This is a genomic window from Bradyrhizobium sp. ORS 278 (assembly GCF_000026145.1).
GTDB lineage: Bacteria > Pseudomonadota > Alphaproteobacteria > Rhizobiales > Xanthobacteraceae > Bradyrhizobium.
This window is the reverse complement of the sequence record NC_009445.1, coordinates 2,405,258-2,430,983: the sequence shown is the minus strand read 5'-3', so window position 1 is coordinate 2,430,983 and position 25,726 is coordinate 2,405,258. Positions and strand designations below refer to the sequence as shown.

The 25,726-nt window shown below is 66.2% G+C and carries 28 protein-coding genes and 1 pseudogene; 2 read left to right on the top strand and 27 right to left on the bottom strand.

Going from position 1 to position 25,726, the window contains the following annotated elements; genetic code table 11:
• Window position 1: 1 nt before the first annotated feature.
• From BRADO_RS10710 to BRADO_RS10665, 10 genes are all read right to left on the bottom strand, one after another.
• A complete protein-coding gene (locus BRADO_RS10710; protein WP_011925337.1) occupies window positions 2-871 on the bottom strand; it encodes an NUDIX domain-containing protein in 870 nt (289 codons plus the stop codon).
• A gap of 23 nt (window positions 872-894) precedes the next feature.
• Window positions 895-1,173, bottom strand: coding sequence for a 4a-hydroxytetrahydrobiopterin dehydratase (locus BRADO_RS10705; protein WP_041757434.1), 279 nt, complete (start codon window positions 1,171-1,173; stop codon window positions 895-897).
• Window positions 1,174-1,203: 30 nt separating this feature from the next.
• Window positions 1,204-1,500, bottom strand: coding sequence for a BMC domain-containing protein (locus tag BRADO_RS10700; protein ID WP_011925335.1), 297 nt, complete (start codon window positions 1,498-1,500; stop codon window positions 1,204-1,206).
• A 115-nt stretch (window positions 1,501-1,615) separates the two neighbouring features.
• Window positions 1,616-1,957: a BMC domain-containing protein gene (locus BRADO_RS10695; protein ID WP_041756347.1), complete on the bottom strand. Its 342-nt coding sequence runs from the start codon at window positions 1,955-1,957 to the stop codon at window positions 1,616-1,618.
• Between the two features lie 51 nt (window positions 1,958-2,008).
• Window positions 2,009-2,269 carry a carboxysome peptide B gene (locus BRADO_RS10690; RefSeq protein WP_011925333.1) on the bottom strand — a complete coding sequence of 87 codons (261 nt, stop codon included), beginning with the start codon at window positions 2,267-2,269 and terminating at the stop codon, window positions 2,009-2,011.
• On the bottom strand, window positions 2,259-2,549 hold the full coding sequence (locus BRADO_RS10685) for a carboxysome peptide A (protein WP_011925332.1): 291 nt from the start codon (window positions 2,547-2,549) through the stop codon (window positions 2,259-2,261). The genes BRADO_RS10690 and BRADO_RS10685 overlap by 11 nt, the downstream gene beginning before the upstream one ends.
• A complete protein-coding gene (locus tag BRADO_RS10680; RefSeq protein ID WP_011925331.1) occupies window positions 2,546-4,078 on the bottom strand; it encodes a carboxysome shell carbonic anhydrase in 1,533 nt (510 codons plus the stop codon). The genes BRADO_RS10685 and BRADO_RS10680 overlap by 4 nt, the downstream gene beginning before the upstream one ends.
• Window positions 4,075-5,775, bottom strand: a complete 1,701-nt coding sequence (locus BRADO_RS10675) for a CsoS2 family carboxysome shell protein (protein ID WP_244423012.1) — start codon at window positions 5,773-5,775, stop codon at window positions 4,075-4,077. The genes BRADO_RS10680 and BRADO_RS10675 overlap by 4 nt, the downstream gene beginning before the upstream one ends.
• A 10-nt stretch (window positions 5,776-5,785) precedes the next feature.
• Complete coding sequence (locus BRADO_RS10670) at window positions 5,786-6,127, bottom strand: ribulose bisphosphate carboxylase small subunit (RefSeq protein ID WP_011925329.1); 342 nt, start codon at window positions 6,125-6,127, stop codon at window positions 5,786-5,788.
• A gap of 71 nt (window positions 6,128-6,198) precedes the next feature.
• Window positions 6,199-7,638, bottom strand: a complete 1,440-nt coding sequence (locus tag BRADO_RS10665; protein WP_011925328.1) for a form I ribulose bisphosphate carboxylase large subunit — start codon at window positions 7,636-7,638, stop codon at window positions 6,199-6,201.
• Between the two features lie 150 nt (window positions 7,639-7,788).
• Between BRADO_RS10665 and BRADO_RS10660 the strand changes: the two genes are divergently transcribed.
• Entirely contained in the window at window positions 7,789-8,673 is an 885-nt protein-coding gene (locus tag BRADO_RS10660) for a LysR family transcriptional regulator (protein ID WP_011925327.1), read from the top strand.
• A 232-nt stretch (window positions 8,674-8,905) separates the two neighbouring features.
• On the opposite strand, the gene BRADO_RS10655 is transcribed toward BRADO_RS10660, so the two are convergent.
• Genes BRADO_RS10655 through BRADO_RS10615 form a run of 9 tightly spaced genes read right to left on the bottom strand, consistent with a single transcriptional unit; the run spans window position 8,906 to window position 18,172 of the window.
• Window positions 8,906-9,781 carry an intradiol ring-cleavage dioxygenase gene (locus tag BRADO_RS10655; protein WP_011925326.1) on the bottom strand — a complete coding sequence of 292 codons (876 nt, stop codon included), beginning with the start codon at window positions 9,779-9,781 and terminating at the stop codon, window positions 8,906-8,908.
• Window positions 9,782-9,800: 19 nt separating this feature from the next.
• The gene (locus tag BRADO_RS10650; protein ID WP_011925325.1) at window positions 9,801-11,555 is read right to left on the bottom strand and encodes an FAD-dependent monooxygenase; all 1,755 of its coding nucleotides are present in this window, start codon (window positions 11,553-11,555) and stop codon (window positions 9,801-9,803) included.
• A gap of 28 nt (window positions 11,556-11,583) precedes the next feature.
• Window positions 11,584-12,645, bottom strand: coding sequence for a branched-chain amino acid ABC transporter permease (locus BRADO_RS10645; RefSeq protein WP_011925324.1), 1,062 nt, complete (start codon window positions 12,643-12,645; stop codon window positions 11,584-11,586).
• An 11-nt stretch (window positions 12,646-12,656) separates the two neighbouring features.
• Window positions 12,657-13,520, bottom strand: coding sequence for a branched-chain amino acid ABC transporter permease (locus tag BRADO_RS10640; protein WP_011925323.1), 864 nt, complete (start codon window positions 13,518-13,520; stop codon window positions 12,657-12,659).
• The gene (locus BRADO_RS10635; RefSeq protein WP_011925322.1) at window positions 13,517-14,224 is read right to left on the bottom strand and encodes an ABC transporter ATP-binding protein; all 708 of its coding nucleotides are present in this window, start codon (window positions 14,222-14,224) and stop codon (window positions 13,517-13,519) included. Before BRADO_RS10635 ends, BRADO_RS10640 begins: the two co-directional genes overlap by 4 nt.
• The gene (locus tag BRADO_RS10630; protein WP_041757432.1) at window positions 14,224-14,943 is read right to left on the bottom strand and encodes an ABC transporter ATP-binding protein; all 720 of its coding nucleotides are present in this window, start codon (window positions 14,941-14,943) and stop codon (window positions 14,224-14,226) included. The genes BRADO_RS10635 and BRADO_RS10630 overlap by 1 nt, the downstream gene beginning before the upstream one ends.
• A gap of 24 nt (window positions 14,944-14,967) precedes the next feature.
• Window positions 14,968-16,248: an ABC transporter substrate-binding protein gene (locus BRADO_RS10625; protein ID WP_011925320.1), complete on the bottom strand. Its 1,281-nt coding sequence runs from the start codon at window positions 16,246-16,248 to the stop codon at window positions 14,968-14,970.
• 41 nt (window positions 16,249-16,289) lie between these two features.
• Window positions 16,290-17,360, bottom strand: a complete 1,071-nt coding sequence (locus BRADO_RS10620) for a maleylacetate reductase (protein WP_011925319.1) — start codon at window positions 17,358-17,360, stop codon at window positions 16,290-16,292.
• Complete coding sequence (locus tag BRADO_RS10615; RefSeq protein ID WP_011925318.1) at window positions 17,357-18,172, bottom strand: dioxygenase; 816 nt, start codon at window positions 18,170-18,172, stop codon at window positions 17,357-17,359. Before BRADO_RS10615 ends, BRADO_RS10620 begins: the two co-directional genes overlap by 4 nt.
• A gap of 147 nt (window positions 18,173-18,319) precedes the next feature.
• On the opposite strand from BRADO_RS10615, the gene BRADO_RS10610 reads away from it, so the two are divergent.
• Window positions 18,320-19,267 (top strand): LysR family transcriptional regulator, encoded by a 948-nt coding sequence (locus tag BRADO_RS10610; RefSeq protein ID WP_011925317.1) that lies wholly within the window; start codon window positions 18,320-18,322, stop codon window positions 19,265-19,267.
• Between the two features lie 84 nt (window positions 19,268-19,351).
• Here the strand turns inward: BRADO_RS10610 and BRADO_RS36000 are convergent.
• From BRADO_RS36000 to BRADO_RS10570, 8 genes and pseudogenes are all read right to left on the bottom strand, one after another.
• Window positions 19,352-19,531: pseudogene (locus tag BRADO_RS36000) on the bottom strand (hypothetical protein); the annotation flags it as partial.
• 73 nt (window positions 19,532-19,604) lie between these two features.
• A complete protein-coding gene (locus tag BRADO_RS10600) occupies window positions 19,605-20,420 on the bottom strand; it encodes a cytochrome c (protein ID WP_011925315.1) in 816 nt (271 codons plus the stop codon).
• Window positions 20,417-22,042: a b(o/a)3-type cytochrome-c oxidase subunit 1 gene (locus BRADO_RS10595; RefSeq protein WP_011925314.1), complete on the bottom strand. Its 1,626-nt coding sequence runs from the start codon at window positions 22,040-22,042 to the stop codon at window positions 20,417-20,419. Before BRADO_RS10595 ends, BRADO_RS10600 begins: the two co-directional genes overlap by 4 nt.
• Window positions 22,029-22,592: a cytochrome c oxidase subunit II gene (locus BRADO_RS10590; protein ID WP_011925313.1), complete on the bottom strand. Its 564-nt coding sequence runs from the start codon at window positions 22,590-22,592 to the stop codon at window positions 22,029-22,031. The genes BRADO_RS10595 and BRADO_RS10590 overlap by 14 nt, the downstream gene beginning before the upstream one ends.
• On the bottom strand, window positions 22,589-22,765 hold the full coding sequence (locus BRADO_RS35395; protein ID WP_011925312.1) for a hypothetical protein: 177 nt from the start codon (window positions 22,763-22,765) through the stop codon (window positions 22,589-22,591). Before BRADO_RS35395 ends, BRADO_RS10590 begins: the two co-directional genes overlap by 4 nt.
• 9 nt (window positions 22,766-22,774) lie before the next feature.
• On the bottom strand, window positions 22,775-24,022 hold the full coding sequence (locus BRADO_RS10580; protein WP_011925311.1) for a cytochrome c: 1,248 nt from the start codon (window positions 24,020-24,022) through the stop codon (window positions 22,775-22,777).
• 20 nt (window positions 24,023-24,042) lie between these two features.
• A complete protein-coding gene (locus tag BRADO_RS10575) occupies window positions 24,043-24,825 on the bottom strand; it encodes a c-type cytochrome (RefSeq protein WP_083794856.1) in 783 nt (260 codons plus the stop codon).
• Between the two features lie 163 nt (window positions 24,826-24,988).
• Window positions 24,989-25,657 (bottom strand): PepSY domain-containing protein, encoded by a 669-nt coding sequence (locus BRADO_RS10570; protein WP_050780988.1) that lies wholly within the window; start codon window positions 25,655-25,657, stop codon window positions 24,989-24,991.
• Window positions 25,658-25,726 lie beyond the last annotated feature (69 nt).

Sequence of the window (25,726 nt, the reverse complement as noted above, 5' to 3'; positions counted from 1 at the left end):
GTTACGAGGGGCGTGAAGTGTCGCGGATGGTCTTGTCAGCTGTCTTGAACAGCGGCAGCGGGGCCGCGGTGTCATCGGTGCGGAACATGGTGAAATGGGGCGTCCGGCTGCTCGCCGGATGCGCCGGTGTCGCGATCGCGAAATCGGCGCCAAGATGTGCCGCAAGCACGAGGTCGTTGCTGTCGCTGCAGGCCGCGCCCCACAGCGGCAGGTTGGGCCGCACCGTGCTGCGCCGCAGGTTCGCAGGGCCGACGAACGCACCGTGGGCCCCGGCGCGCTGGGCCTCCAATGCCGGCCCCTCGAGCAAAACGCGCAGATCGGCGGCCGCTGCGATGATCCGTCGTGCCAAGGCGACGCGCTGGCCGGGCGCGCATTGCGGTGCGCGTACGATGATCAAACCGGCGCCACGATCGCGAGCGGCCCTGGCTGCGGCCACAGCACCGGAAACATCGTTAACGTCGATGCAGGCCAGCAGGCGTGGCAAGCCGAGCGCAGACATCGCGCGGCCGTTGCTCGGCAGCACTGGCGCCACCGAAGGGGCTGCCGGATCGACCCAGGCGAGGCGCTGGCCTTCGCGGCCGTGCGGTGTCCCGCGCCAGGATTCGACACGATGGATGTGCAGGCGCACGCGCTTGGTGGGAAAGGCGTGCACATAACAGAGCCATGGGCGAAGCCCCGTCGCGTGGATGCCGATCTCCTCGCTGAGCTCGCGCGCGGCAGCTTCTGCGGCGGCTTCGCCCGGTTCGATCTTGCCGCCTGGTAGTTCCCAGAAGCCGGCCGCCACCTGCCGTGCCGTCCGCTCGGCGAGCAGCACGCGGCCGGAGGGCTCCTGAACCACCGCAACGGCGACATCGATCAAGGGCGGACTCATCGCACACCTCCGAATTCAATCACTCACCGGATGGTCCACGCGGCCGCCAGCACCGCGGCACGGCGCGCATAGTCGATCTCGGCCGGACCGGGCACTCCGCCGTCGCGACCGCGCAGGGTGATGTTGACGAAGGTGCGGGCAAAGCCGAGATCGGGGAACAGGCGCGTCTCCTCGGACAGCACGGCCAGCGCGTCGAGGAATTCGCGCGTCTGCGCGTAGGACGCGAACTCATATCTGCGGAACAGCGAGGGTGGTTGGCTCACCGACTTCCACGAATCGGGCAGTTCGAGAGTGGGCTGCATGTTCGCCTCCATGGCAAGGATTTGTGAGGACTACTGCGCGGCGACTTCGTCACTCAGCAGTTCGCCCTGCGGATATAGCGGCAGGATGTGCTCGACCTCGCTATGGGGGCGCGCGATGATATGGGCCGCCGCCAAGCCGTCGCCGACGCGCTCGCAGGCATCCGCGCCCGCGCGCACCGCGGCGTTGACCGCACCGGTCTCGCCGCGCACCATCACCGTGACATAGCCGCCGCCGACGAACTGGCGGCCGATCAGCCGCACCTCGGAGGCCTTGGTCATCGCATCCGCCGCCTCGATCGCCGGCACGAGACCTCGCGTCTCGATCATTCCCAACGCAATTCCAAATCGCTCGCTTGCCATTATCCTCTCCTGTCCGATCCTTATGATGGTGTTTGATCTCCGGCTGGCGTCGCTTCGAACGATCCGCTCACCGGATGAGTGGTCACTCTGCCGCCGGAATGCGCGGCATGCTCTGGTCCTCGAGACGCGTCACGCCCGGTCGCGGCAGCACGTGCTCGACCTCGATGTGCGGGCGCGCGATGATATGCGCGGCCGCCAGGCCGTCGCCGACGCGCTCGCAGGCATCGGCGCCGGCGCGCACCGCGGCGTTGACCGCGCCGGTCTCGCCGCGCACCATCACTGTGACGTAGCCGCCGCCGACGAACTGCCGGCCGATCAGCCGCACCTCGGAGGCCTTGGTCATCGCGTCCGCCGCCTCGATCGCCGGCACAAGGCCGCGTGTCTCGATCATGCCCAGCGCAATTCCCATCTTCTCTGTCGCCATCGTCCTCTCCCTTCGCTCGATGTTGATCGTCCGCTCAGCCGCGTTTCGCCGTCAGGCGCGCCAGAGCTCCTCGCTCCAGTCGTCGATGATCCCGCCGATCGTCAGATCGGTCGTGATGTTCGGATTTCCCGCCGCGGCGCGCGCCGCGGAGTAGCCGATGGTGATGACGTAGTCGCCCGGCTTGGTGCCGATCGGATCGACGACCACATCGAGATTGCCGGCGGGATCCTCGACCACGCGCAGCGATTTTGAGGCGAGCCAGAACACGCGCTTGGTGGTCACGAGGTCCCGCACGACGCGGCTAATCTGCATTGGCCACCACCTTCTGCGCGGCCCTGCCGGCCGGGTCGTCCCAGAAGTCGATGATGCCGACGATGGTTAGATCGCTTGGAAAATCCTTGCTGCCGGCGGCATCGCGGGCGGCCGAGCTGCCGACGGCGATCACCCAGTCTCCGGGCTTGCAGCCGACCGGGTCGACCGCGACCTGCTTGGCGCTGCTGCCGCGCTCCTTGACCACGAGCAGCCGGCGATTCAAGAGCCCGGGAATGCGGGCAGTCGCCACGAGCGTGCCTTCGACTTGGCAGATCTTCATCGGTGAGCCTCCGGTGGCGCGTCGTCCTGCGACGCCGTGAGATCGATCGGTGTGAGCACGCTGCCATCCGCGGCGCGAACCACGGCGGCAACAACGAGCTCGCCCTGTGCGGCCAGCACGCCGTGACGCGCCGTGATCGCGGCTGCGAGCCGACGCGCGTGCTGCCCGGCGGCGGCAAAGGCGCCTGGAATGCGCGGGTCGAACCTGATATGAACCAGCACCGGCACCGGCAGCCGGTGCGGTGCGTGATGGGCGCGCAGAATGCGGATGCCGACGTCGAGATCGTCCGCGCCCTCCTCGACGGTGCGCATCTGCGCCTGGAACGCCAGATTGCGCAGTTGCACGTCGTCGACGGGATCGCCGACCACGATCAGCCGCTCGGTGTGTCCGGCATCGGCGTAGCGCCCCTGATGCCAGTCCCGCACCGCCTCGACCTGACCGATATTGTTCTTCAGAAGATAGCCGCAGAACCAGCGCATGCCCTCGGTCTCGAGATCGTCGGCGGACGCGCCGGCGCAGGCCGCCACGGCGTCGCGAATGGCCTCCTTGGCGCTCTCGCGCGGCAGACGCGACGTGGCGTCGTACAGGCTCCCGCTGTCGACGTGGCGGCGAATGTCCATGCGGCCCGACGCATCGGGCACGTGCACGCGGATCGCGTCCGTATCCGTGTCGACGCCGACCAGCAACGTCGCGACAGACGCAGGCGCGCCGTGCAAGGCGCGCACGGCCTGCTCGAAGGCGTTCAGCCGCTCCAGCAGCGCGGAGGCGGCGCGCGTCTCGTCGCTGCCATGGGCGGCGCAGCCCTCGTGCTGCGGAGCCACGCTGCTGTAATGATAGACGCCGATCTTGAGATAACGCGTCGGTGCGTCCGCGGCATTCGGCCAGGCATCGCGCCAACGCCGCAGCTCGACGCTCTCCCAGTGCCGGACGGCGTTGTCGACGTCGAACATCGCGCCGGCGTACGACTCGCGGAATGCGACGATGCTGGAAGGCACCCGCAGAATATAGTCCGTCACACCGCTCAGCCGGCCATCGGCACAGGGTGTGATGTCGACCGCATGAAAACCCCAGCGACAGATCAGCGCATCAGCTGGCTCGCCGTCGGAGAGATTCGCCAGGCCGCGGTCGAACGCGCGCTCGATCAGCCGGCAGAACGTACCGAGCACGCATCGCGCATGCAGCGCGCGCATGTCCAGCGGCGCGGTCCAGCTCGCCGTCAGGGCCGCGTGCGGAATCTCGAGCTTCAGACGAGCGCGCATGGTCTCGGCGGCGACCTGCGCGAACTCCGGCGCGAACTGGCGCGGAGCCAGCTCCTGCAAGGTCGGCGCGATCTCGCCGAACGCAGCCTCGATCTCGTCGGCTCTCCGCCGGAGTGCCTGGCTGATCGCTCGGTCGGCGAGCGGGTGATAGCGGGCGATCGGCGCATCATCTGCCAGCGACAGACCGTCCCAGCCACGCGGCTGAATGCGGAGCCGATGGTGCGGACCGACCGAGGCGCGGCGCGCTGCGTATAAGGCTGGCCCTCTCAACTTTGTGCTCCACCGGATAGCGTGACACGGGCACCCGTCTTCGAGAAGTAGCCGAACATCCCGGTCACGAGCTGCCTGGCCTCCTCGCGCGTCGCCTTCTGCTTGAAATTGACTGCGCCAGCGAACGGCTTGGCGCGCGGGCCGCGCTCGCTCGGATTCCGCTCGACGGTGAACGCGCCTTCGGTCCCGGTCACTCGGGATGTGTCGGACCAGGCATCGCCGGTGACGACACCGTGGCTGATGCCCTCGCCCGTCAAGCGGCTGTGTCCGGCTGTGTCCCCGGCCTGGCGCAGACGGCTGCGCCCTGAGAACTCGAGATTGCCAGTGACTTTGCTGCCACCGGCTGCGAATGCGCCGGTGATGCGCCCGCTGCTCGTCACCGGGTCAGACGCCCCTGCCCGCAACTGCGCGTCGCGTTGCGGCGATCGGATCGAGAAACGCTGGCTGATCGCATCGAGCGAAATCGCGCCGACCGCATCGCCGGCTCCCACGCTTTCGGCGTGCCCATAAGGCGTGCCCGTGATGTCGCGCATGGCTCCCCGGGCGGTGCCGGTGACGCTCCGATCGTGCCTTGGCGTATCGCCGGTCACGAGCGTGGACGCGGTGCGACGCTGCCAGCGAGCGGCGGCGTCCGGCTCGGCCCATTGCGCTGCGGTCGCAGGCCCCTGGTACTGATTTCCAGTGAGCAGCAATGCGGCCGCCGGAGCATCGCCAGTGACGCGATGATGGTGCTCGACATCCGGCCCCGTGATGCGCTGTCCGCCCCAGCTCTGCGCGACCGCCACCTTCGAACGCGCGGCGGCGGCGGGCGGCGCTCCCGCGCGGGTCAGATGCTGCACGCCCGTCACTTGGTGGCCAGCCGCTGCGACATCATCGCCAGTCAGGCGCGATGAGCAACCAGGTGAACCACCTGTGACCGGCTGTCCGCTGTCGGTGATCTCGACACGCGGCGGACGCTGCCGCTGACGCGATCCGCGCGTGGCCATCGGCGCGGGTCGTCGAGTCAGATCATCCTCGGGCCCCTGCTCCACCTCACCGGTGATCGTCAATCCGCGCCCGGGCTCATCGCCGGTGATCGCCACCGCACTGCGTGTGAGCGTGCCGGACACGACGAGACCATTGCCCGTGCGTGACAGCCCGACCTTGGCCGCAGCCGGCCCCGATGCCGCGCCAGAGCTCGGCCCGAGATATTGCGTCCCGGAGACGACGTGATGCGCACCTTGCGCATCGCCGGTGATCCGGCCGCCATATCCGATGTTGCGGCCGGTGACCCTTTGGCCGCCCTGCGTGTCGGACTCGGTGACCTTCGGCACATAGCTGCGCGGCCGCTCGCGCGTCGGCGGCACAGGTGCCGGCGGCTCGATCTCGCGCGCCATCGCTGCGGGCAGCGCTGCCGTGCCGGCCTGCAGCGCCTTCTTGCCTCCTGACAACAGACGTCGCCGCTGCATCGACAACGTCCGTCCGGACAGACCAGGCGTCACAGGAGCCGGTGAAGCAATCGCGGCGGGCGTCGCGGCGGACGAGCTGATCGTCACTCCGCGCGCGAGCGCGGCATCGCTGGGCCCCCGCAGCGAAGCACTGCGAAAGCCGTCGCGCACGCGCTCGCCCGCGGGCGGCAGCGCAGTTTTGCCGGCCGCGAGGGCCGAGCGGCGCGCCATCGAAGCGGCGCGACCGGACAGAGACGATGAAGCGGACATGACTGGACCTCTAGCGTCCGCCGGCGCGATAGACGATGAACGCCGTGCCCTGTGACTGCGAGTAGTTGTCGTAACCGATCAGCCGCACGTGATGGCCGGGATTGGTGCGATGACACGCTTCGAGCTCACCCAGGATGCGCTCGATCGAGCGCTCACCGAACATCGGCAGCTTCCAGAGATACCAGAAGCTCGACATCGACTTTTCCGGCTCGGTGTGCTCGATCGCAGGGTTCCAGTTCTGCGCGATCAGATAGGCAATGTTCCGGCGCAGCCGGTCTTGCGTCATCGGCGGCAGATACGAAAACGTTTCGCCGCGGCGTTCGGCGGATTTGTAGGCGACGGCTTCGGACATGGCTATTCCCTGGCGTTCGGCTGACGCGTTGATTGCGACGATGATGGTCGAGAGATGCGGCCGCGGCCGCCTCAGGCGTTGACGACCCGGAGCATCGGGCCGGTGTCGAGCTTGTCGACCACGTCGAACTCGAACTTGATCTCCTTCCAGGTCTCCATCGCGATCTTCAGCTCGGGCGAATGCTGCGCGGCCTCGGTGAGGATCTCGCGGCCCTCGCGCTCGACCGGCCTGCCCTGGTTGCGCGCCTCGACACAGGCTTCAAGCGCGACACGGTTGGCATGTGCGCCGGCAGCATTGCCCCAGGGATGGCCGAGCGTGCCGCCGCCGAACTGGAAGCAGGCATCGTCGCCGAAGATCGCGGTGAGCGCCGGCATATGCCAGACGTGAATCCCACCCGAGGCCACCGGCATCACGCCGGGCATCGCGCCCCAATCCTGATCGAAGAAGATGCCGCGCGCGCGGTTCTCTGGAACGAAGGGCTCGCGCATCAGGTCGACCCAGCCGATCGTCGCCTCGCGATCGCCTTCGAGCTTGCCGACCACCGTGCCGGAATGCAGGTGGTCACCGCCCGACAATCGGAGGCACTTGGTCAGCACGCGGAAATGGATGCCGTGCATCGGATTGCGATCGAGCACGGCATGCATGGCGCGGTGGATGTGCAACAGCATGCCGTTCTCGCGGCACCAGTTCGCAAGACCGGTGTTTGCGGTGAAGCCGGCCGTCAGGAAATCGTGCATGATGATCGGCGCGCCCAGCGACTTGGCGAACTCGGCGCGCTTGTACATCTCCTCCGGAGTCGGCGCGGTGACGTTGAGATAGTGCCCCTTGCGCTCGCCAGTTTCAGACGTCGCCTTGTGCACCGCCTCCATGACGAATTCGAAACGGTGCTGCCAGCGCATGAAAGGCTGGCTATTGATGTTCTCGTCGTCCTTGGTGAAATCGAGGCCGCCGCGCAGACACTCATAGACGGCACGACCATAGTTCTTCGCCGACAGACCGAGCTTCGGCTTGATGGTGCAGCCGAGCAGCGGACGGCCATATTTGTTGAGCCGGTCGCGCTCGAGCTGAATGCCGTTCGGCGGCCCGCCGCAGGTCTTCACATAGGCCAGCGGAAAGCGGATATCCTCCAGTCGCAGGCTGCGCACGGCCTTGAACCCGAACACGTTGCCGACCAACGAGGTCAGCACGTTCACGACCGAACCTTCCTCGAACAGATCGATAGGATAGGCAATGAAGGCATAGAACGCGTTGTCGTCACCGGGAACCGGCTCGATGCGATAGGCGCGGCCCTTGTAATAGTCGAGATCGGTCAGCAGGTCTGTCCAAACCGTGGTCCACGTTCCCGTAGACGACTCCGCGGCGACTGCCGCCGCGGCTTCCTCGCGTGGCACGCCGGCCTGTGCGACGATCTTGAAGACCGCGAGAAGATCGGTGTCGAGCGGAACGTATTCCGGCGTCCAATACGTCTTGCGATACTCCTTGACGCCCGCCTGATAGCTCTTCTCTGCCATACCAACCTCCCTGTCGTCGTTCGTTGGGAGGAGAAAAACATCAGCTGCGTCGAATGAAAATTCAGAGGTTCTTATGCTGGCATTTGCGTTCTTGATGATTGCGCGATGCGTGCTATCGTCCGGCCGTCGAGTGCAGCGCAAAGGCGTGGCATGCACATTACTCTGCAGCATCTGCGAATCTTCGAAGCGGTGAGCCGTCATGGCGCGATCACGCGCGCGGCCTCCGAACTGCATCTGACGCAGCCGGCCGTTTCGATGCAGTGCAAACAACTCGAAGATCAGATCGGGCTGCCGCTGATCGAGCAGATCGGCAAGAAGCTGCAGCTCACGGAAGCCGGGCGCGAGTTGCTTGTTCACGCGCAACGCATCGCGGCACAGATGACCGAGCTCAAGGCTGCGATGGATCAGTTCCGTGGGCTGGAGCGCGGCGTGTTGCGGCTTGCAGTCGTATCCAGCGCCAACTACTTCCTGCCGCCGGTGATCGCCGCATTCACGCAGCGTCACCCCGGCGTCCGCGTCAGCCTGCGGGTGGTGAATCGCGACGCCGTGCTCGCGGCCTTGGCCGACAATCAGACCGACCTCGCCATCACTGGTCAGCCACCTGACAGCGCCGACATCGTCAGCCATTACTTCATGGACAACCCATTGGTCGTGGTCGCGCCGCCGGGACATCCACAGGCGGGACGCGGTACGATCGACATCGCGGCGCTGGCGGATGAGACGCTGGTGCTGCGCGAGCCCGGCTCGGGCACACGCGCAACCGTGGAGCGCTACCTCGCCGATCACAATGTGACTTTCCGGCCGGGATGCGAGCTAAGTACGAACGAAGCCGTCAAGCAGGCCGTGCAGGCAGGCCTCGGCATCGGCATCGTTCCCGCTCAGACCATCGAGCTCGAGGTCGAAACGGGACGGCTGGTGATCCTTCCCGTGGAAGGCTTTCCGCTGAACCGGCGCTGGTTCATGTTGCACAGAAGGGACAAGCGCCTGTCCGGCGCCGCCGAGGCATTCCGCGACCTGCTCGTGCGCGAGAGCTGAACAGACCAACTCCGTCGTAAAAAGTACCGATCGGTCGACGCGGAAAACGGCCACTCACGACGCCCGGCACCTTTCAGAACCACACATCGGCAGACTCGCCCCGCAATTTGATTATCGGCCGTCACACGCGATACCTGCCGGCCATGCGGGATGACCGAGCGGGAGGAAGCTGGGGCTTATGAGAGACAGGCCGCCCCTCCAGGTCGCCCGCTGCGGCGTTCGTGCGCGATATTCAGCGTGCGAGAACGAAGTCGAAGGTCGTCTCCCAGAACGGATTGGTGAATGCGAGCTGCTCGGCGCGGCTCCGATCGTCAATCCGGTCAAATTTCGCGAGCAGGCTCTTCTTGACCCCGAAGACCGCATCGGAATCGATATAGCGATCGTCAGGATCGAAGATGTGCGTCGTCAGCGTCTCGAAGCCGTCGGCCGAGATGATGAAGTGCAGATGCGCCGGCCTGTAGGGATGCCGGCCGAGCTTGCCCAGCAGCTGGCCGACCGGGCCGTCATCGGGAATCGGATAGAACCGCGGCTTGACGGCGCGGAACCAGTAGCGGCCGGCCTCGTCGGTGCGGAACACGCCGCGCAGGTTGAAGTCGGGCTGCAAGCCCTTCTGCTGCACGTCGTAGAAGCCGTCGTCATTGGTTTGCCAGACGTCGATCTTGGCGTTCGCAATCGGCCGCCCCTCGGTGTCCCGAACGACCCCGGAGATCACCATGTCCTCGCCCTTGCGGTCGAGGCAGATGTTGCTGCCGAGCGGCAGCTCCGGCGCATCGTGCACGTAGAACGGCCCGAGCACGGTGCTTTCGGACGCGCCGGCCGGCTTGCGATGATTGATCGCGTCCACCAGCATCGAGACGCCGAGCACGTCCGACAGCAAAATGAACTCCTGCCGCCAGTCGGTACACATCTGGCCGGTGCGGGTCAGGAACATGATCGCCTCGAACCATTCCTGCTGGGTCGGCTCGATCTCCTTCACCGCCTCATGCAGCTTGCGGGTGATGACCGCCATCACCTCCTTCAGCCGCGCGTCCTTGGCGTTCTTGTTGCGGCCGATCACGACCTCGGCGGAGTTCTCTTCGGTGAAATAGCCCTGCTCATGATCATCCATGAGGTCTTCCCCTTCGGCTTCAGTTCGCCAGGATTTGCTTGAACACGCGGCGCAGTTCCGCGGCCGGATCCTCAGCCAAGGTCTCGCGCCGCCAGCAGACGTGCTGATCGGGCCGAGTCAGCACGATGCCGCCGTCCCGCACCTCGCGCAACCGCGACCAGTCGCCGTCGAGATCCTGCCAGACCTGGCGCGGGCCGATGACATGCGCATCGATCTCGATGCCGAGCTCCTGGCCGAGCTTCCTGGCGGCCTGCACCCAGGTCTCACCGCCGATGCCGGTCAGCACCGTGAACTTGCCATGACCGGCAAGGTCGAGCGTGGAGATCTTGGTGCCGTCCTTGCCGAACAGCCAGGCATGCGGCAGCCGCGCGCCGGGCCAGGTCGTCTGCTGGAAATGCAGCTCGGGATCCCGGGTGAAGGCCGGCTCGGCCTGCCCATCGGTCACGATGGCGTCCGAGCGATAGCGGTGGTTCATCTCGACGCCGTGCGCGTCGAACTCATAGACCTTGCTGGCGATCGTCTCGCGGATCTTCGCGCGCTGCTGCTCGGCCTGCTCGGTGCGGTCGCAGCGCGCGTCCATGTTCTGCTGCATCTTCACGGGATCAACCGAGTCCAGCAGCCCTAGCGCCTGGAAGATCGGGCCGAACTCCTCGATCGACTTGTTGGCGCGGGTGACGATCTGCTTGGCGACCGGGGCGCGCTCGATCGTGTAGCTGTCGAGCAGCTTTGGCCCGGCGCGGTCCTTGAGGACGTAAGCGAGCTTCCAGGCCAGGTTGAAGGCGTCCTGGATCGAGGTGTTCGAGCCGAGACCATTCGACGGCGGATGCCGGTGGATCGCATCGCCCATGCAGAATACGCGGCCATGCGACGTCCGCGTCGCATACATGTTGTTGACGGTCCAGGTCGACACCGACTGCAGCTCGATCTGCAGCTCCTGATCGCCGACGAGATCCCGCGCGACCTTCACCGCAAAGGCCTCGTCGACCTCCGGCGCCGGCTGGTTGATGTCATAGCCCCACACGATCAGCCATTCGTTCCACGGCCTGACCATGCGCACCAGCCCCATGCCGATGCCGCCGACATCGGCGCCCGGCTGCACCACCCAATACAGCACCGACGGCCGGTGGGCGACGTAGCGCGACAGATCGGCCTTGAACAGGATGTTCATCGAGCCGCCGACACCCATCTTGCCCTCGAATGGGAGGCCGGCATGCTGGGCGACCAGCGAGTTGCCGCCGTCGGCGCCGATCAGATATTTCGAGCGCACCGTGAAGGTCTTGCCCGTCAGACGATCGAGCAAGGTCGTGGTGACGCCGTGATCATCCTGAACGTGGCTCTCATACACCGTGGACATCCGCGCCTGCGTGCCGCGCGAGCATGCGGTCTTGAACAGCAGCGGCTCCATATAGGTCTGCGGCAGATCGTTCATCTTCGCCGGCGACGACAGCTGATGCTCGGCGCGCGACAGCGGGTGATTGCCCCAGGTCTTGAGCCGGCCGATCTCCTCGCCGGCGAGCGAGGTGCAGAACACGTTCTCGCCCATGATGTCCTGCTGCGAGGCGAACATGTAGGCTTCGTTCTCGACGTCGCGGCCAAGGTCGCGCAGCACCTCCATCGTGCGCTGGTTGGTGATGTGGGCGCGCGGCGTGTTGGCGAGCCAGCGATAGCGGTTGACCACCATGTTCTCGACGCCATAGGTGGACAGCAGCGCCGCCGCGGCCGAGCCGGCCGGACCGGTACCGATGATGAGAACGTCTGTCGTGATGTCGGCCATCGGGCCCTCCCTGTCGTTTGTCGTCTTGTCAGTTGTCGATTGATCCGCCGCGCAGCAGGCGGCGGACCGGCAGCAGCTGGATGCCGGTCCGGCTTGCGAACAGGCCCCATAACCCTTGCGGCGCGAACAGCATGATGACGATACCGATCAGGCCGAGCGCGAGCAGATACAATGAGCCGAAATCGGCCAGCAGCTTCTGCAGGCCGAAGAAGATCAGGACGCCGACGATCGGCCCCTCGATGGTGCCGATGCCGCCGATCACCACGATGAAGATGACGTAGGCCGTCCAGTCGATCACCGAGAACGCCGCGTCCGGCGAGATCCGCGCCTTCTGCACATAGATCAGCGCGCCGACGAGCCCGGTCAGCGCGGCGCTGGTCAGATAGACCATCGCCTTCAGCCGCCGCGCATCGACACCGATGGCGCGCGCCGCCTCCTGATTGTCGCGCACGGAGGCGAGCGCGAGACCATGGCGCGAGCGCAACAGGCGATACACCGTGAAGATCGTCGCGACCGCAAGCAGCAGCGCCAGCCAGTAGCAGATGATGTCGACCGCCTGCGCCGGCCGCACGCCGAGCAGACGCTGCACGACATCGGTGCCGAACATCGCGCGAGTCGCCGCGCCCGGCAGCGAGGTGCCAGTGCCGCCGCCGAGCGTCTTCCACTGCGCGACGAGCAGTCGCACGATCTCCGCGACCACCCAGGTGCCGATCGCGAAGTAAGCGCCCTGCAGACGGAAGGCGAAAAAGCCGGCGGGAATGGCGAGCAGTGCGGCGGCGGCGCCGCCGAGCAGGACTGAGACCAGCGGATCGAGCTTCAGCAGCACGACGCCCGCGAACATCGCGTAGGCGCCGAGGCCGACGAAGGCCTGCTGGCCGACGGAGACGAGACCGGCATAGCCCGCGAGCAGATTCCAGCTCTGCGCCAGCACCAGCATGGTCAGGATGAAGAACAGGTCCTGCAAGGTCGAGCGCGGCAGATAGGCCGGCGCGATCACGCCGGCCACGACGATGAGCGCCGCGATCACGGCAAACACAATCGAGGCCTTGGTCCTCGTCTCGACACGCCAGGGGATGGATCGTCTGTGCATCGCCCTGCCCCTCAATCGACCGCGCGCGGGAAGAAGCCGCGCGGACGGACCAGCAGCACCAGCACGAACGCGATGTGACCGGCCAGGATCTGCCATTCCGGATTGATCGCGCCGCCGACCGTCTGCGCCACGCCCAGCACGACGCCGCCGGCCAGCGTGCCCCAGAGCGAGCCGAGCCCGCCCATGATCACCGCCTCGAACGCATAGATCAGGCGTGCCGGACCGATGGTCGGATCGAAATTGGCGCGGGTACCGAGAAACACTGCGGCGATCGCGACGATCGCCATGGCGATGCCGGTCGCCACCGCGAAGGTCCGGTTGGGCCGGATGCCCATCAGTCCGGCGGTGACGGCATCATCCGACGTGGCGCGGAAGGCGCGGCCGAGCTCGGTGCCGTAGAGCACGCGGTTGAGGATCAGGATCACGGCGACCGCCGAGGCGAAGGTCAGCATCGGCATGACGCCGATGTTGAACGGACCCAGCGCGACCGACGCGGTTTCCAGAGAGCCAGAGGGAATGCGGCGGCTGTCGGCGGAGTACGCCTGCAACAGCCCGTTCTGCAGCACCACCGAGAGCCCGAAGGTCACTAGCAGCGGCGGCAGGATATCCGGACCGAGCGTCCGGTTGAGGACATAGGCTTGCAGCAGCCAACCGATGCCGAACATCAGCGGCATCGCGATCAGCACAGCCACGAACGGATGCAGGCCGAGACCGCTGACCAGTACCAGGATCAGATAGGCCGCGAGCACGATCAAATCGCCATGCGCGAGGTTCACCAGCCGCATGATGCCGAACACCAGCGAAAGACCTGCAGCGAACAACGCGTAGAGGCCGCCGAGCAGCACGCCCTGCAGGATGGTGTCTGCCCAGCTCATGCGTGTGCTCCGAAATACGCCGCGTGGATCGCCTCGCGGCTGAGCTCGGCAGGCCGGCCGCTCAGGGTCACGCGGCCCTCCATCATGCAGTACAGCCGATCGGCGACCTTCATCGCCTGGCCGATGTCCTGCTCGACGATGACGATCGAGGCGCCGCTGGCGCGGATCTCCGGGAACGCCGCATAGATATCCTTGATGATGATCGGCGCGAGGCCGAGGCTCAGCTCATCGCACAGCAGCACGCGCGGGTTCGACATCAGTGCCCGTCCGATCGCCACCATCTGCTGCTGGCCGCCGGACAGCGCGGTGCCCGGGGTGTGGCGCCGCTCCTTCAGCACCGGGAACAGCCGGTAGATCGTCTCGAGCGACCACGGTCCCGGCGTCGCGCGGCCGTAGCGTCCGATCAGCAGGTTCTCTTCCACCGACAGCGAGGGAAACAGTTTTCGTCCCTCCGGCACCATCGCGACGCCGAGCGCCACGACGTCAGGCGCAGCGAGCGCGCCGATCGGACGTCCGTCGAACACGATCTGATCGGCGCCGTTGCGCAGCACGCCGGAGATCGAGCGCATCAAAGTCGACTTGCCGGCGCCGTTGGCGCCGACGATCGCAATCGTCTCGCCCGCCTCAAGCATGAGGTCGACGCCGAACAGCGCCTGGAAGTCGCGGTAGAAGGCGGTCAGCCCCTGAATTTCGAGCAGCGCCATCAGACCTCGATCCCCAGATAGATCTCGCGCACCGCGCTCGAGGCCATGATCTCCTCGGGCTTGCCGATGCCGATGACCTTGCCGAAATTGAGCACGAGTAGCCGCTGCACCACGGCGTTCAGTGCATGCAGCACGTGCTCGATCCAGACGATGGTGACGCCCGAGCCGTGAATGCCGCTGATCGTCTCGACCAGCGAGCGGCATTCGGCCTCGGTGAGACCGCCGGCGATCTCGTCGAGCAGCAGCAGCTTCGGATCGGTGGCGAGCGCGCGCGCCAGCTCGAGCCGCTTGCGCTGCAGGAGGCCGAGCCCGCCGGCCAGCGTGTTGGCGCGGTCGATCAGGCCGGTCTTGACCAGGATGTCGGCGCAGCGATCGGTGACCTCGGATTCCGCCTTGCGCGATCCCATGCTCGCGGCCACCACGAGGTTCTCGAACACGGTCAGCTTCTCGAACGGCTGCGGGATCTGGAAGGTGCGCCCCACGCCCGCATGGCAGCGCGCCATCGGCGGCATCCGCGTGACGTCGACACCGTCGAACGCCACGCGGCCCGCATCGACGCGCAGATTGCCCGTGATCAGGTTGAACAGCGTCGACTTGCCGGCGCCGTTCGGACCGATGATGCCGAGCGCCTCGCCCGGCGCGACGTCGAAGGTCACGTCATCCGTGACCTTCAACGCGCCGAAGCGCTTGGCGACATGATCGAGTTCGAGGATGGGCACGCCGGCTGCTCCGCTCATCACGCGTCAGGCGATCGGCTCGATCTTCCCGCCAGCGGGAATGTTGGGCGCCGTCTTGTTGTCGGTGATGACGAGGTCGTAGCCGCCGCCCTCCTTGAGCCGCCACTGGCCGCCAACCAGCGGCGTCTTGCAGACGTTCTTCGCGGCGAACGGCGGCAGCTTGGCGCCGTTCCACGCGATCGGACCCACAATAGTGTCGAGCTTGGTCGCCGCGACCGCGGCCGTCACCTTGTCGGCATTGCTCGGATCGTCGACGCGCTTCAGCACATCGGCTGCAATCTCGAACAGGGCGTGCACGAAGCCGATCGGCTGCGTCCACGGCCGCTTCGTCGCGGCGGTGAAGCCGTCGGCAAGCTCCTTCGCCGAGGCGCCTGTCAGCGACGATTTGAACGGATGGCTCGGCGTCCACCACACTTCGGAAGACAGATTGTGCCCCTGCTTGCCGAGCGCCTCCACGGCTTGCGGGAACAGCAGCGCCTTGCCGATCGAGGCGATCTTCGGCGCAAAGCCCTTCTGCTTGGCCTGGTTCCAGAAGGTGGTGAAATCCGGCGGGATCATCACGCCCGTGACGATCTCAATATTGCCGGTCTTAAATGCGTTGATCTGCGCGGAGAAATCATCCGACAGGTTCTGGTAGCGGCCGGGATCGATCAGTCTGTAGCCCTTCTCGGTCAGCACCGGCGGGAAGCCGACCTTCGGATCTCCCCAGGCGTTGCCGTCGCCGTCATTCGGGAAGAGACCGCCCACTTGTTTGTTGGTCGACAGCTGCGCCCACATGTTGGTGAAGACGGCGATGACGTCCTCCAGGCCCCAGAAGAAGTGATAGCTGGAGCTGAACGGCTTCCAAGAGGCGGGATCGCCTGGGTTGCCCTGCTGGCCGATGAACCAGGGCTGCCACGGCGCGACGGTCGAGATGCACGGCAGACCTTCGGACTCGCAGGTCGTCGACACCGGATTGGTCGTCTCCGGCGTCGAGGCGACGAGCATCAGATTGACCTTGTCGCTGACGATCAGCTCCTTGGCGACCTCGGCCGCGCGGTTCGGATTCGACTGGCTGTCCTTGACGACGACCTGAACCTGGAGGCCGGCCGCCTTCGCAGCGGCGTTGAAGCCGTCGATGATGAACTTGTCGGCCTCGGCGAAGGCCGCGAGCGGGCCGCTCTGCGGGCTGACATAGCCGATCTTGGCCGCCTTCCCGGCCGCGAGCGCGGGCTTGAAGATCGTATCAGTCGCCGTCAGCAGGCCGCCCGCGGCGGCCGTTTCGAGAAGCCTTCGTCGCGTAATCATGTCTCGTTCTCTCCCTGATATTTTTTAAGTCAACGATCGTTCTAGAGCGGTGGTTCTGTGCCGGCCCAGGCGTCCCGCAGCAGCGCGCGGATGTCAGCCTGGCTGAACGACCGCGGATTGGCATAGGGGTTCTTGACCGCGATCGCGGCGGCCCGATCGAGATCGGGTTCGGTCAGGCCGAGATCCTTCAGCCGCGTGGGCGCGCCGAGCTGCGTCGCAAAACGGTGCAGCGCCTTGCCGGGCGTTGCTCCGCCGAGGGCCGCGGAGAGCGGCGCCAGCAGATCGCCGGCGACCGCCACGTTGAAGCCGATCGTGTGCGGCAGCAGGATCGCATGCGTCTGCGCATGCGGCGTGTCGAAGCTGCCGCCCAGCGTGTGGCAGAGCTTGTGATGCAAGGACATCGAGGCGCCGCCAAGGGTCGCGCCGCACAGCCATGCGCCGTACAGCGCATCGGCGCGAGCGTTCTTGTCGGAGAGGTTCGCGATCACGGCGGGCAAGGCTGTCGCAAACGACCTGATCGCATCAGCCGCCATCAGCGACAGGATCGGATTGCGATCCGGCGCATACAGCGCCTCGGCCGCATGCGCGATCGCGTTCAGGCCCGACGAGACCGTCATGTCCTTCGGCAAGGTCAGCGACAGGTCGACGTCGTAGATCACCGTCTCCGGCAGGATCGCCGGATCGCGCCGGGTGGTCTTCTCGCCGCCGCTGGTCTCGCCGAGGATGTCGGTCATCTCGGAGCCGGCATAGGTGGTCGGGACGGCGATCTGATCGGCCCCGGTGCGCAGCGCGATCGCCTTGCCGAGCCCAATCGACGAGCCGCCGCCGAGCGCAATCACGCAATCCGCCCCGCTCTGCGCGTAGGCCGCCACGGCCTCGCGCGTAACGTCGACCGGAGTGTGCATGACAGCGCCGGCAAACACGCCGGCGGACGCGCTGCCGAGCCGGTCGGCGAGCGCATCGATGTCCATGCGTTGCTGCGGCGTCGCCAACAGCAACGCACGCTTGCGGCCGAGCCGCTCCATCTCGGGGACGAGCTGCGACAGCGTACCCGCGCCGAACACGACGCGCGAGCGGATGCCCGGGAAGATGAACGCCCGTATGCTGGTCATGTGGTGCTCCGCGTCTTCGGCGCGCGCGCCATGACGAAGGTGTAGGTGAGGCTCCAGGGCACGTCCTTGCGTCGCGTCGGCTTGAAGTCGGCGAGCAGGCTCGGCTTCACGCAATGCAGCGCGTCTTCGGTCGTATCAGCGCGATCGAACAGCTGCGTCGTGATCGGCTCGAAGCCATTGGCGGAGACGATGAAGTGAATGTTGGCCGGACGCCGCAGCGGACAGCCGAGCTGGCCGAGCAGCCGGCCCGCGGGACCATCGACCGGCACCGCGTAGCTCCCCGGCTTCACCGTGAGATAGTGGAACGCACCATCAGCATCGGTCGTGAAGATACCGCGCAGATTGCAGTCCGGCTGTTCGTCCGGCTGCTGGTTCTCGAAGAAGCCCTGCCCGTTGGCCTGCCAGGTCTCGACAATGGCGCCGGCAATCGGATGCCCGTCGAGATCGACCACCCTGCCCTGAACCGCAAGCGGCTCCCCGATCCTGTCGAGACAGATGTTCGCGCCATTGGCGCGGCGTGGCGCATCGCCGCGATAAAATGGTCCGCGCGGCGCGTTCGGCGTGGCGCCAACGGGCCGGCGACTGTTGATCTCCTCCACCAGCGCGGTGGCGCCGAGGAGATCGGCCAGCAGCACCCATTCCTGGCGGTTGTCGGTCGTGGCCTCGCCGACGGCCGCGAGAAACGCCATCGCCTCGCGCCACTCGGTCCGGGTCGGACGAAGGTCGCGGATCAGCTGATGGATGTGGCTGACGATGGCGATCATGCCGGTCGCAAGCCGGTCGTCGCCGGACCGCGCGATGCGCTCCGCCATGGCCTCGCCCGGCCGTCCGCCAATGCGATCGATGGGCAGCTCCTGCCGCATCGTCCCTCCCCGGAAACGTCGTCTGTTTTGAGGAACGGTAGCAGGACCCGCCAGGGGCGTTGATGATTTTTGCGCGGGATAATATAGCAGATTGCTATGAAGATCGACGAGCGTCACTTGGTCCAACTCGCCGCCGTGATCAATGCCGGCGGCGTGACCGAAGGCGCCGCGCTGCTCGGCATGACGCAGCCGGCGGTCTCGCGCACGCTGGCCGCGCTGGAGAAGCGGCTTGGCGAGCCGCTGTTCGTGAAAGGCCGCCGCCCGTTGCGCCCGACTCCATTCGGCCGGGCGCTCGCCGATCACGGCCAGGCCATGCTGCTCGCCTCACGCAAGGCGTCCGAGCTGATCGACAACTTCCGCCACGGGCTGGCCGGGACCGTACGCGTCGCCGGAACACCGTTCTTCATGGACGGCCTGATTTCCGGCCTGATCGCGGAATTCCACAACGCCCGTCCCGACGTGCGCGTGATCCAGAGCTACGGCTACATGCCGGAGCTGCAGGAGGCGATCCGCGCCGATCGCATCGATCTCGCCATCTGCCCGGTCGACGTGCTCGACGGCGACGATCTCGAGTTCCAATCGATCCTTCCCGGCCGCAACGTCGTCGCCTGCCGCGTCACCCATCCGCTGCTGATGAAGCGCAAGTTGAAGGGCCCGGAGATTCTGGACTTCCCCTGGATCGCACCGCCGCCGAACAGCCCGCTGCAGGCCGACATGCGCGCGCTGCTGCTGTCGTTCGGATCGACGGGCGTCAGCATGCCTTACGTGGGCGGCTCGCTGGCCAGCGCAATGAACTATCTCAAGCGCACCGACGCGTTGACGATCCTGCCGCACGGTGTCGTCTTCGCCTACCGCAGGGACCGCGAGATCACCGCGCTGCCGCTGCGCGTGCCGCATCCGGAGCGCGCGCTCGGCATCCTCCGGCTGGCCGGCAGCCCGCAGTCTCCAGCGGTGATGGCGTTCGCAGCATCCATCGCAGCCGGATTCGCAACACTCGCCGACCTCATCCGCCGTCACGAGCAATCCGTGATTTGGAAGGCCTAGCAAAGGCTATCTGCCAAGTTCTCGAACTTATGCCGTCGGCATTCAACTCTCACAGCTTTGCAGCTATCTTCATATTCGTTTCGCCTAAAGCGATGAGATTAAGTTCGATATCCCAAGTTTTGAGATAGTTGGCAGATTCTTTTGCGAAAAGGCCTCGAGAGCGACGGCAATTGCGGCACAAACCGTGTCGACGATTCGCGCGGCGGCCTTGCGGAGAAGGTGCTTGAGCTTCGCGAAGACCTGTTCGATCGGGTTCAGGTCGGGCACGTGGCGGCGCTTGTCATGCCACGGCCATCACCGCAGCCTCGTGGTGCATCCGCAGCGCTTTGCGGCCGGCCTATTCGGCTGCTCTGATCGTTTCGACGGGCTGCGAGGCGTAGTAGCCTGCGGCCTCCTCGATCTCCTGCGGTGTCATCGCGCGCGCGATGTTGCGCATCTGGGCGCTGATGTCGTTGCGGCGATGGCCGGACGCAAAGGCCTCGAGCTGGGCTTTCAGATAGACCGCCGACTGTCCTTCCAGCCACGGGCTGCCGGTCTTGTTGTCGAGGCTGCCATGGCAGGCGCCGCACGGCGCGATGCCGCGGGTCGGCGCGCCATAGACCACGATGCGCGTCGGGATTTGCTGCGGCTCCGGGTGATAGGCCGGCAGGCGCGGCAAATAGGCGTAGTAGGCCGCGAGATCGACCATGTCCTGGTCGGACAGATTGGCCGCGAATGGCGACATCACTGCGTTGACACGCGCACCGGAGCGGAAATCCTGCAGCTGCTTGTAGACCACGGCGCCATATTGCCCGGCGAGGTTCGGGAAGTCGGCGCGGCTGATGCCGGTCGGACCGTGGCACATCGCGCAGCGCTGCGCCAAGGTCGCACCGCGGCCGATCGATTGCGGACTGGGCTTTGCCAGGGTCGCCGCGGTCAGCACGACCTTCGAGGTCGGCGCCGCCGCGGGCCGATCCGGCGCCGGCGCGGCGTCGCGCGGCAGTCCGGCTGCCCGGCAGATCACATCCCAGAGGCCGGCGAGATCGGCCTCGCGCTGCGCATAGGGCAACACGATGAAGCCGAGCAGAGCCGTCAACACCAACAGCCCGAGCGTCACGCCGACGCTGATCCGGACATGGGGATTGCGCAGCGACAGCATCTCGGAGCTTTTCATCGCTGCGCTCCCACATAGACGGCAGGCACGGAGGTGTCGGACCGCACCGCCAGATTGAGGATCGGAACGCCATAATTGGTGATGGTCAGCACGAGCATCAGGGCGATCCACAGCCCGTGGCTGTTGAGCACGACAGGCAGCCGTGTCGGCGGATGCAGGGCCCGGCTGAACCGGTAGGCCCCGGCGTCCTGCTTCGGCGTCCTCTGCCCCCGCGCCAGGATCACCAGGAACAAGGCTCCGGAGACCAGGATGATCAAGGCACCGATCACCGAGATGATCACCGACAGCGCCTCGGGCGCCAAGGCCGGATGACTGAAATCGAAATAGGCCATGCGGCGCGGCATGCCGAGGATGCCGACATAGTGCCAGGGGAACGTCGTCACCACCATGCCGACCGTCCACAGCCAGAGCTGCAATCGCATCAGCCTGACATCGGCCAGCGGGCGCCCGGTGAGATGCGGCCACAGATCATAGGCGATGGCGAAATACATGATGACGATGGCGCCGCCAAAGATCAGGTGGAAATGCCCGGTGATCCACTGGGTGTTGTGGATGGAGGCGTCGAGCTGGTAGCTCATGTTGATCAGCCCGCCGGCCCCTCCGAAGCCGAGCATGACGAAGGAGAACGTCGCCGCCAGCATCACCGGATTGTCCCAGGGCAGCGCCTTCACCCATCCGAACAGGCCGCGGCCCCCGCGCAGACGGGCGGCGATCTCGACCGAGGCGCAGATCGTGAACACCGTCAACAAGGTCGGCAGCGCCACCAGCGCGGTGAAGGCGGAATGGATGAACTTGAAGCCGGCGCCGACCATCGGGTCGGCGAAGACGTGATGGACGCCGATCGGCATCGCCACCACCAGGAACAGGATGAAGGAGATCCGTGCCATGGTGTCGCTGTAGAGCAACCCGCCGATCGCGCGCGGCACGATAGTGTAGTAGGCGATGTAGCTCGGGATCAGCCAGAAATAGACGATCGCATGTAGGGTCCAGGAGAAGAAGATGCGCGAGAGCCCGGCGTCGATGGTGGACTTGAAGCCGAGCGCCACCGGAATGATCTGCAGCAGCAGTTCGAGCGCGGCGCCCACCGCCGTCCACGCCCACAGCGAGGCGCCCGCGACATTGGCGAACATCGCCAGCGGCACCGGCTCGCCTGGATTGGCCTTCTTCCAGACCCGCAGATTGATCGCCATCAGCGCGACCCAGATCCAGGAGCCGACCACGATCAGCACGATGCCCAGGTAGTAGAACGGGCTGCCGATCAATGGCGGATAGAAGGTGTAGAGCACCGAGGCGCGTCCAAGCGACACCGGAATCATCGCCGTGACCGCGCCGGCAGCGACCAGGCCGAAGCCAGCCCAGGCCCAGCGTGCGCCGAATAGCCGCTGCGACAGCGCGGACTCGCTGATCGCGTAGCCGAAGCCCATCGCGACCAGGGTCGGGAAGACGTAGGCCATGACGGTGCCGTGCGCCGTCAGCGAGCGGTAGTACCACTCGGGATCCGAGAGCCAGGTATGCAACGGGCTGCGGATGAACATCTGCCAGGCGCCGAGCAGCAGCGCCAACGAGAACACCCCGAACGCGAGCCAGAAATGCGCGAGAACGAGCTTCCTATTCGCCAACACAGCTGAGCCTCCCACCGCCCTTCGCACGCTCGGCGAACGCGGCCTTGTCGATCACCCTCACCTTGCCCCACATACCCTCATGGCCGAAGCTGCAGAACTCCTGGCACGGCATCAAATAGTCGCCGGTCCTGCTGAAGCGCATGGGCTGCTCCGAGATGTAACCGGGCACGAGCATGGTGTTGATGTTGGTGCCCTGGACCAGGATGCCGTGCACGACGTCGGCGCTGGTGGCGCGCAAGGTGATCGGCGTGTCCGTGGGCACCAGGATGCAGGCCGGCGTGAAGGAATATTGCTGGCCGATCGCGCGCACGGTCACCGCGCCATCGGCGCCGAGCTCCGTGCCGAGATTGGATTCGATGAACTCGCCGGAGAGATGCAGGCGCGAGGGATCGACGGTCTGGACCTGGGACTGCGGCATGGTCGCCCGATGCAGGCCGGCGCCGGCGGCGAGCCCCGTCATCACGACGATGATGACGATCGCGATCATCGCCCAGTTGCGCTCGGTCCGCGCGGCCACCGCGGCGGCGTCGCGGCTTTGCTCGATGCTCATTGCAGCGCTCCCCGGGGCAGGAAAACGAACAGGTAGAAGGCCAGCCACAGGCCGATCACGATCGCGGTGGCGATGCCCGCGATGGTCAGCGCGCCGTGCGGACCGGCGGCGACGGCGTGGCGGACGGCCTGCTCATCGGGGCCGCCGGTCTCGGACGATTCGGAATTCAGCATGGGGGACCTTCAATCGAGCGGTGCGGAGCGCAGCTCGTTGGCGTCACGGGCGCTCACGGGCGTGCCGCGATTGCCCCAGGACGTGCGGATGTAGCTGACGACGGCGGCAATCTCGTTGTCGGACAGCAGGCCCGCGAACGGGGGCATGCCATACGGCCGCGGATTGCCCTTGGTGCCCGGCGGATAGCCGCCGTTCAGCACCATGCGGATCGGATTGACGGCGGATGTCATGTTGATCGACTGGTTGTTGGCGAGCGGCGGCCAGTGCGGCGGCCTGCCCTCCCCGTTCGTCCCGTGGCAGCTGGCGCAGCGCGCGTCATAGACGGTCTTGCCGAGGCTGATCAGCAGGCTGCTCTCGCTGCCCGGCAGGTTTGAGGCCGGCGGCGCCTTCGACGACGGCTCGGCAATGCCCTTGAGGTAGATGGCCATCGCACGGGCATCCTCATCGGTGAGATATTGCAGGCTGTTGTGGACGACCTCGGCCATCGGGCCGAAGACCACGCCGCGGTTCGACACGCCGGTCTGCAGGAGGTCGGTGATGTCCTTGATGCTCCAATCGCCAAGTCCGGCCTCGCGGTTGGACGTCAGCGAGGGCGCGTACCAGTTCTGCATCGGGATCAGCCCGCCCTTGAACGCGTCGGACTGCGAGCTGCCGCCGAGCGCATTGATCGGCGAATGGCACATGCCGCAATGACCGAGGCCCTCCACAAGATAGGCGCCGCGATTCCACTCGGCCGATTTGGACGGATCGCTCTTGAACTCGCCTTCGCGGAAGAACAGCGTCCGCCAGCCCAGGATCAGTTCGCGATTGTCATAGGGAAAGCGCAGATCGTGGCTGCGGTTCTTCTGGTTCACGGCTGGGATCGACTTCAGATAGGCGAAGATCGCATCGCTGTCGGCGCGCGTCACCTTGGTGTAGGAGGCGAAGGGCATCGCGGGATACAGCAGGCCGCCATCGGGGAAGCGCCCGGTATGCATGGTCTTGTAGAAATCGTCTGCGGTCCATCGACCGATGCCGGTCGCCGGGTCCGGCGTGATGTTGGAGGTGTAGAGCGCGCCGAATGGCGTGTTCATGGCGCGGCCGCCGGCGAAGGGCTGGCCCTCCGGCGCGGTGTGGCAGGCGATGCAGTCGCCGGCGCGGGCCAGGTACTCGCCACGCGCCACGATGTCGCCGCCCGCGTTCGGCGCGCTGGACTGCGCATGCACAGCCGGCGCCGTGAACGGCAGCGCGATGATGAGCGAGAGACAACGGAGCATCGGTCGCATGGTCCTGCTCCTCAATTCGGCGCGCTGCCGCAGGCGAACGGTAGGACGTAGATGCCCTTCGGCAGCGGCGCCGCGTTCTCCGATGCCGGCAGGGTGGCGAGATAGGCCGCGACCGCGGTCACATCGGCCTCGGTCAGTTTTGCCGCGACCCGCTGCATGCAATCCGGCGACTTCGCCGTGCGGGTGCCGTAGCGCCAAGCGCCGAGCTGGGCGCTGACATAATTGGGCCGTAAGCCGAGCAGCCCGGGAATCCCCGGCTCCATGCCGGTCAGTTGCAGACCGTGACAGCTGGCGCAGGCCGGGATCTGTGAGGCTGCATCCCCGCCGGTCACCAGCACCTCGCCGCGGCGCAGGATCTCATCACTCACCGCCGTCGCGGCCGGCTGCGGCAGCGGCGGACGCTGGCCGGCGAAATAGTCCGCCATGTCCTGCAGATAGTCGTTCGGCAGGAACTCGAGCAGATAATTCATCGGCGGATATTTGCGCCGGCCGGTGCGGAACGCGAGCAGCTGATTGTAGAGATAGCCGGACGGCTTGCCGGCGAGCCGCGGGAAGTAGATATCGCTGGTGCCCTCGCCCTTGTTGCCGTGGCACGGCGTGCAGGCCTCGACGCGCGCCGCCATCGTGTCAGGCGGCTGATGGGGTGCCGTCTGCGCCAGAACCGGCGACACTTGCCGCACCAGCACAAACAACAGGCCGGCTGTCAGCAAGGTCAGCGCCAGCAGCGCTGTTGAGGACAGCGTCCTCTTTTCCACGCCCTGGACAGCTAATATCTGAGGCTTCTCTTCGGACATGTGATCGAGCTCTATGCGGGGCCTTGCGAACGGAGACAATTTTTCGCAGCGCTATCGCAGACTGATAATAAAGCAGGGGTTGCTCCGCGCATCTTGCATGCCCCGGCTGTGATTTGACTGATCTTGCGCGACCGAGCGTCTGACGCCGGTCTACAGCACCCTCTTATCTCTTGACGCCAGCGGCAGCTGCGGGCGGTTCGAGCAACACCTGCTTGAGGTCATTGCCGTCGACGCACACGATGACGAATTGCAGCCGGCCTTTATCCACCATCAGCCCAGCGCTGATGGCCTTGCCGCCGGTGGCGCGTTCTGCCACGGCGATGCCGTCCAGCAACTCCGGTCGAACGTTGCGGAGCCGGACGAGCAGCTCGCGATCGTGCGCTTCGAGATCATCGAGCGACGACACGACTGCGGTCTTGATCGTGTTGCCGGTCAGGGCATCGATGGTGGTCTCCCAAAGGCGGTTTCCTTTGACCATCCTGACCTGATAGGTCGGAGCACCGGTCTCGCCGTCGAAACCTGCATCCACCGCCCGCGATCCGGCCTGCCGCTCCTGCGCGATCGAGAGCGCTTCGCGCAGAGAAATCGATGCGGTCTTGAACCGGTCGATTTCAACCTGCAATGCCTCCTGCTCCGAGGCCTTGCTGCTTTCGGCAGAATCTCCGGCCATGACGGCCGGGGGCTCTTGCCGAACGCCGCCATGCGCTGCCGTGACCAGCAACAAGCTCAGCATGATGAGACCTGCCTGCGGCAAGGCATGTTTGCGGGCAGTCATTCCGCATCCGGCCGGCTTGCCGGCGCGTGCGATCTCTTCAAGACGTCCGGGCTTCATCGGCACGAGTTCTTTCTGGCGATTTGTCTGGGCTGGAATAGGCGTGGCACTCCGCGGCGCGAGGCGCCG

What these genes read in the sequence shown, in the direction of transcription:
- BRADO_RS10645 (WP_011925324.1), bottom strand. Translation starts at nt 12,645, where the DNA reads ATGCACAGACGATCCATCCCCTGGCGTGTCGAGACGAGGACCAAGGCC.
- BRADO_RS10655 (WP_011925326.1), bottom strand. Translation starts at nt 9,781, where the DNA reads ATGGATGATCATGAGCAGGGCTATTTCACCGAAGAGAACTCCGCCGAG.
- BRADO_RS10635 (WP_011925322.1), bottom strand. Translation starts at nt 14,224, where the DNA reads ATGGCGCTGCTCGAAATTCAGGGGCTGACCGCCTTCTACCGCGACTTC.
- BRADO_RS10615 (WP_011925318.1), bottom strand. Translation starts at nt 18,172, where the DNA reads ATGGCGGAGCGCATCGCGCGGTCCGGCGACGACCGGCTTGCGACCGGC.
- BRADO_RS10590 (WP_011925313.1), bottom strand. Translation starts at nt 22,592, where the DNA reads ATGAGCATCGAGCAAAGCCGCGACGCCGCCGCGGTGGCCGCGCGGACC.
- BRADO_RS10695 (WP_041756347.1), bottom strand. Translation starts at nt 1,957, where the DNA reads ATGGCGACAGAGAAGATGGGAATTGCGCTGGGCATGATCGAGACACGC.
- BRADO_RS10640 (WP_011925323.1), bottom strand. Translation starts at nt 13,520, where the DNA reads ATGAGCTGGGCAGACACCATCCTGCAGGGCGTGCTGCTCGGCGGCCTC.
- BRADO_RS10700 (WP_011925335.1), bottom strand. Translation starts at nt 1,500, where the DNA reads ATGATCGAGACGCGAGGTCTCGTGCCGGCGATCGAGGCGGCGGATGCG.
- BRADO_RS10610 (WP_011925317.1), top strand. Translation starts at nt 18,320, where the DNA reads ATGAAGATCGACGAGCGTCACTTGGTCCAACTCGCCGCCGTGATCAAT.
- BRADO_RS10670 (WP_011925329.1), bottom strand. Translation starts at nt 6,127, where the DNA reads ATGTCCGAAGCCGTCGCCTACAAATCCGCCGAACGCCGCGGCGAAACG.
- BRADO_RS10685 (WP_011925332.1), bottom strand. Translation starts at nt 2,549, where the DNA reads ATGAAGATCTGCCAAGTCGAAGGCACGCTCGTGGCGACTGCCCGCATT.
- BRADO_RS10675 (WP_244423012.1), bottom strand. Translation starts at nt 5,775, where the DNA reads ATGTCCGCTTCATCGTCTCTGTCCGGTCGCGCCGCTTCGATGGCGCGC.
- BRADO_RS10625 (WP_011925320.1), bottom strand. Translation starts at nt 16,248, where the DNA reads ATGATTACGCGACGAAGGCTTCTCGAAACGGCCGCCGCGGGCGGCCTG.
- BRADO_RS10570 (WP_050780988.1), bottom strand. Translation starts at nt 25,657, where the DNA reads ATGAAGCCCGGACGTCTTGAAGAGATCGCACGCGCCGGCAAGCCGGCC.
- BRADO_RS10600 (WP_011925315.1), bottom strand. Translation starts at nt 20,420, where the DNA reads ATGAAAAGCTCCGAGATGCTGTCGCTGCGCAATCCCCATGTCCGGATC.
- BRADO_RS10710 (WP_011925337.1), bottom strand. Translation starts at nt 871, where the DNA reads ATGAGTCCGCCCTTGATCGATGTCGCCGTTGCGGTGGTTCAGGAGCCC.
- BRADO_RS10620 (WP_011925319.1), bottom strand. Translation starts at nt 17,360, where the DNA reads ATGACCAGCATACGGGCGTTCATCTTCCCGGGCATCCGCTCGCGCGTC.
- BRADO_RS10705 (WP_041757434.1), bottom strand. Translation starts at nt 1,173, where the DNA reads ATGCAGCCCACTCTCGAACTGCCCGATTCGTGGAAGTCGGTGAGCCAA.
- BRADO_RS35395 (WP_011925312.1), bottom strand. Translation starts at nt 22,765, where the DNA reads ATGCTGAATTCCGAATCGTCCGAGACCGGCGGCCCCGATGAGCAGGCC.
- BRADO_RS10660 (WP_011925327.1), top strand. Translation starts at nt 7,789, where the DNA reads ATGCACATTACTCTGCAGCATCTGCGAATCTTCGAAGCGGTGAGCCGT.
- BRADO_RS10580 (WP_011925311.1), bottom strand. Translation starts at nt 24,022, where the DNA reads ATGCTCCGTTGTCTCTCGCTCATCATCGCGCTGCCGTTCACGGCGCCG.
- BRADO_RS10650 (WP_011925325.1), bottom strand. Translation starts at nt 11,555, where the DNA reads ATGGCCGACATCACGACAGACGTTCTCATCATCGGTACCGGTCCGGCC.
- BRADO_RS10690 (WP_011925333.1), bottom strand. Translation starts at nt 2,269, where the DNA reads ATGCAGATTAGCCGCGTCGTGCGGGACCTCGTGACCACCAAGCGCGTG.
- BRADO_RS10575 (WP_083794856.1), bottom strand. Translation starts at nt 24,825, where the DNA reads ATGTCCGAAGAGAAGCCTCAGATATTAGCTGTCCAGGGCGTGGAAAAG.
- BRADO_RS10665 (WP_011925328.1), bottom strand. Translation starts at nt 7,638, where the DNA reads ATGGCAGAGAAGAGCTATCAGGCGGGCGTCAAGGAGTATCGCAAGACG.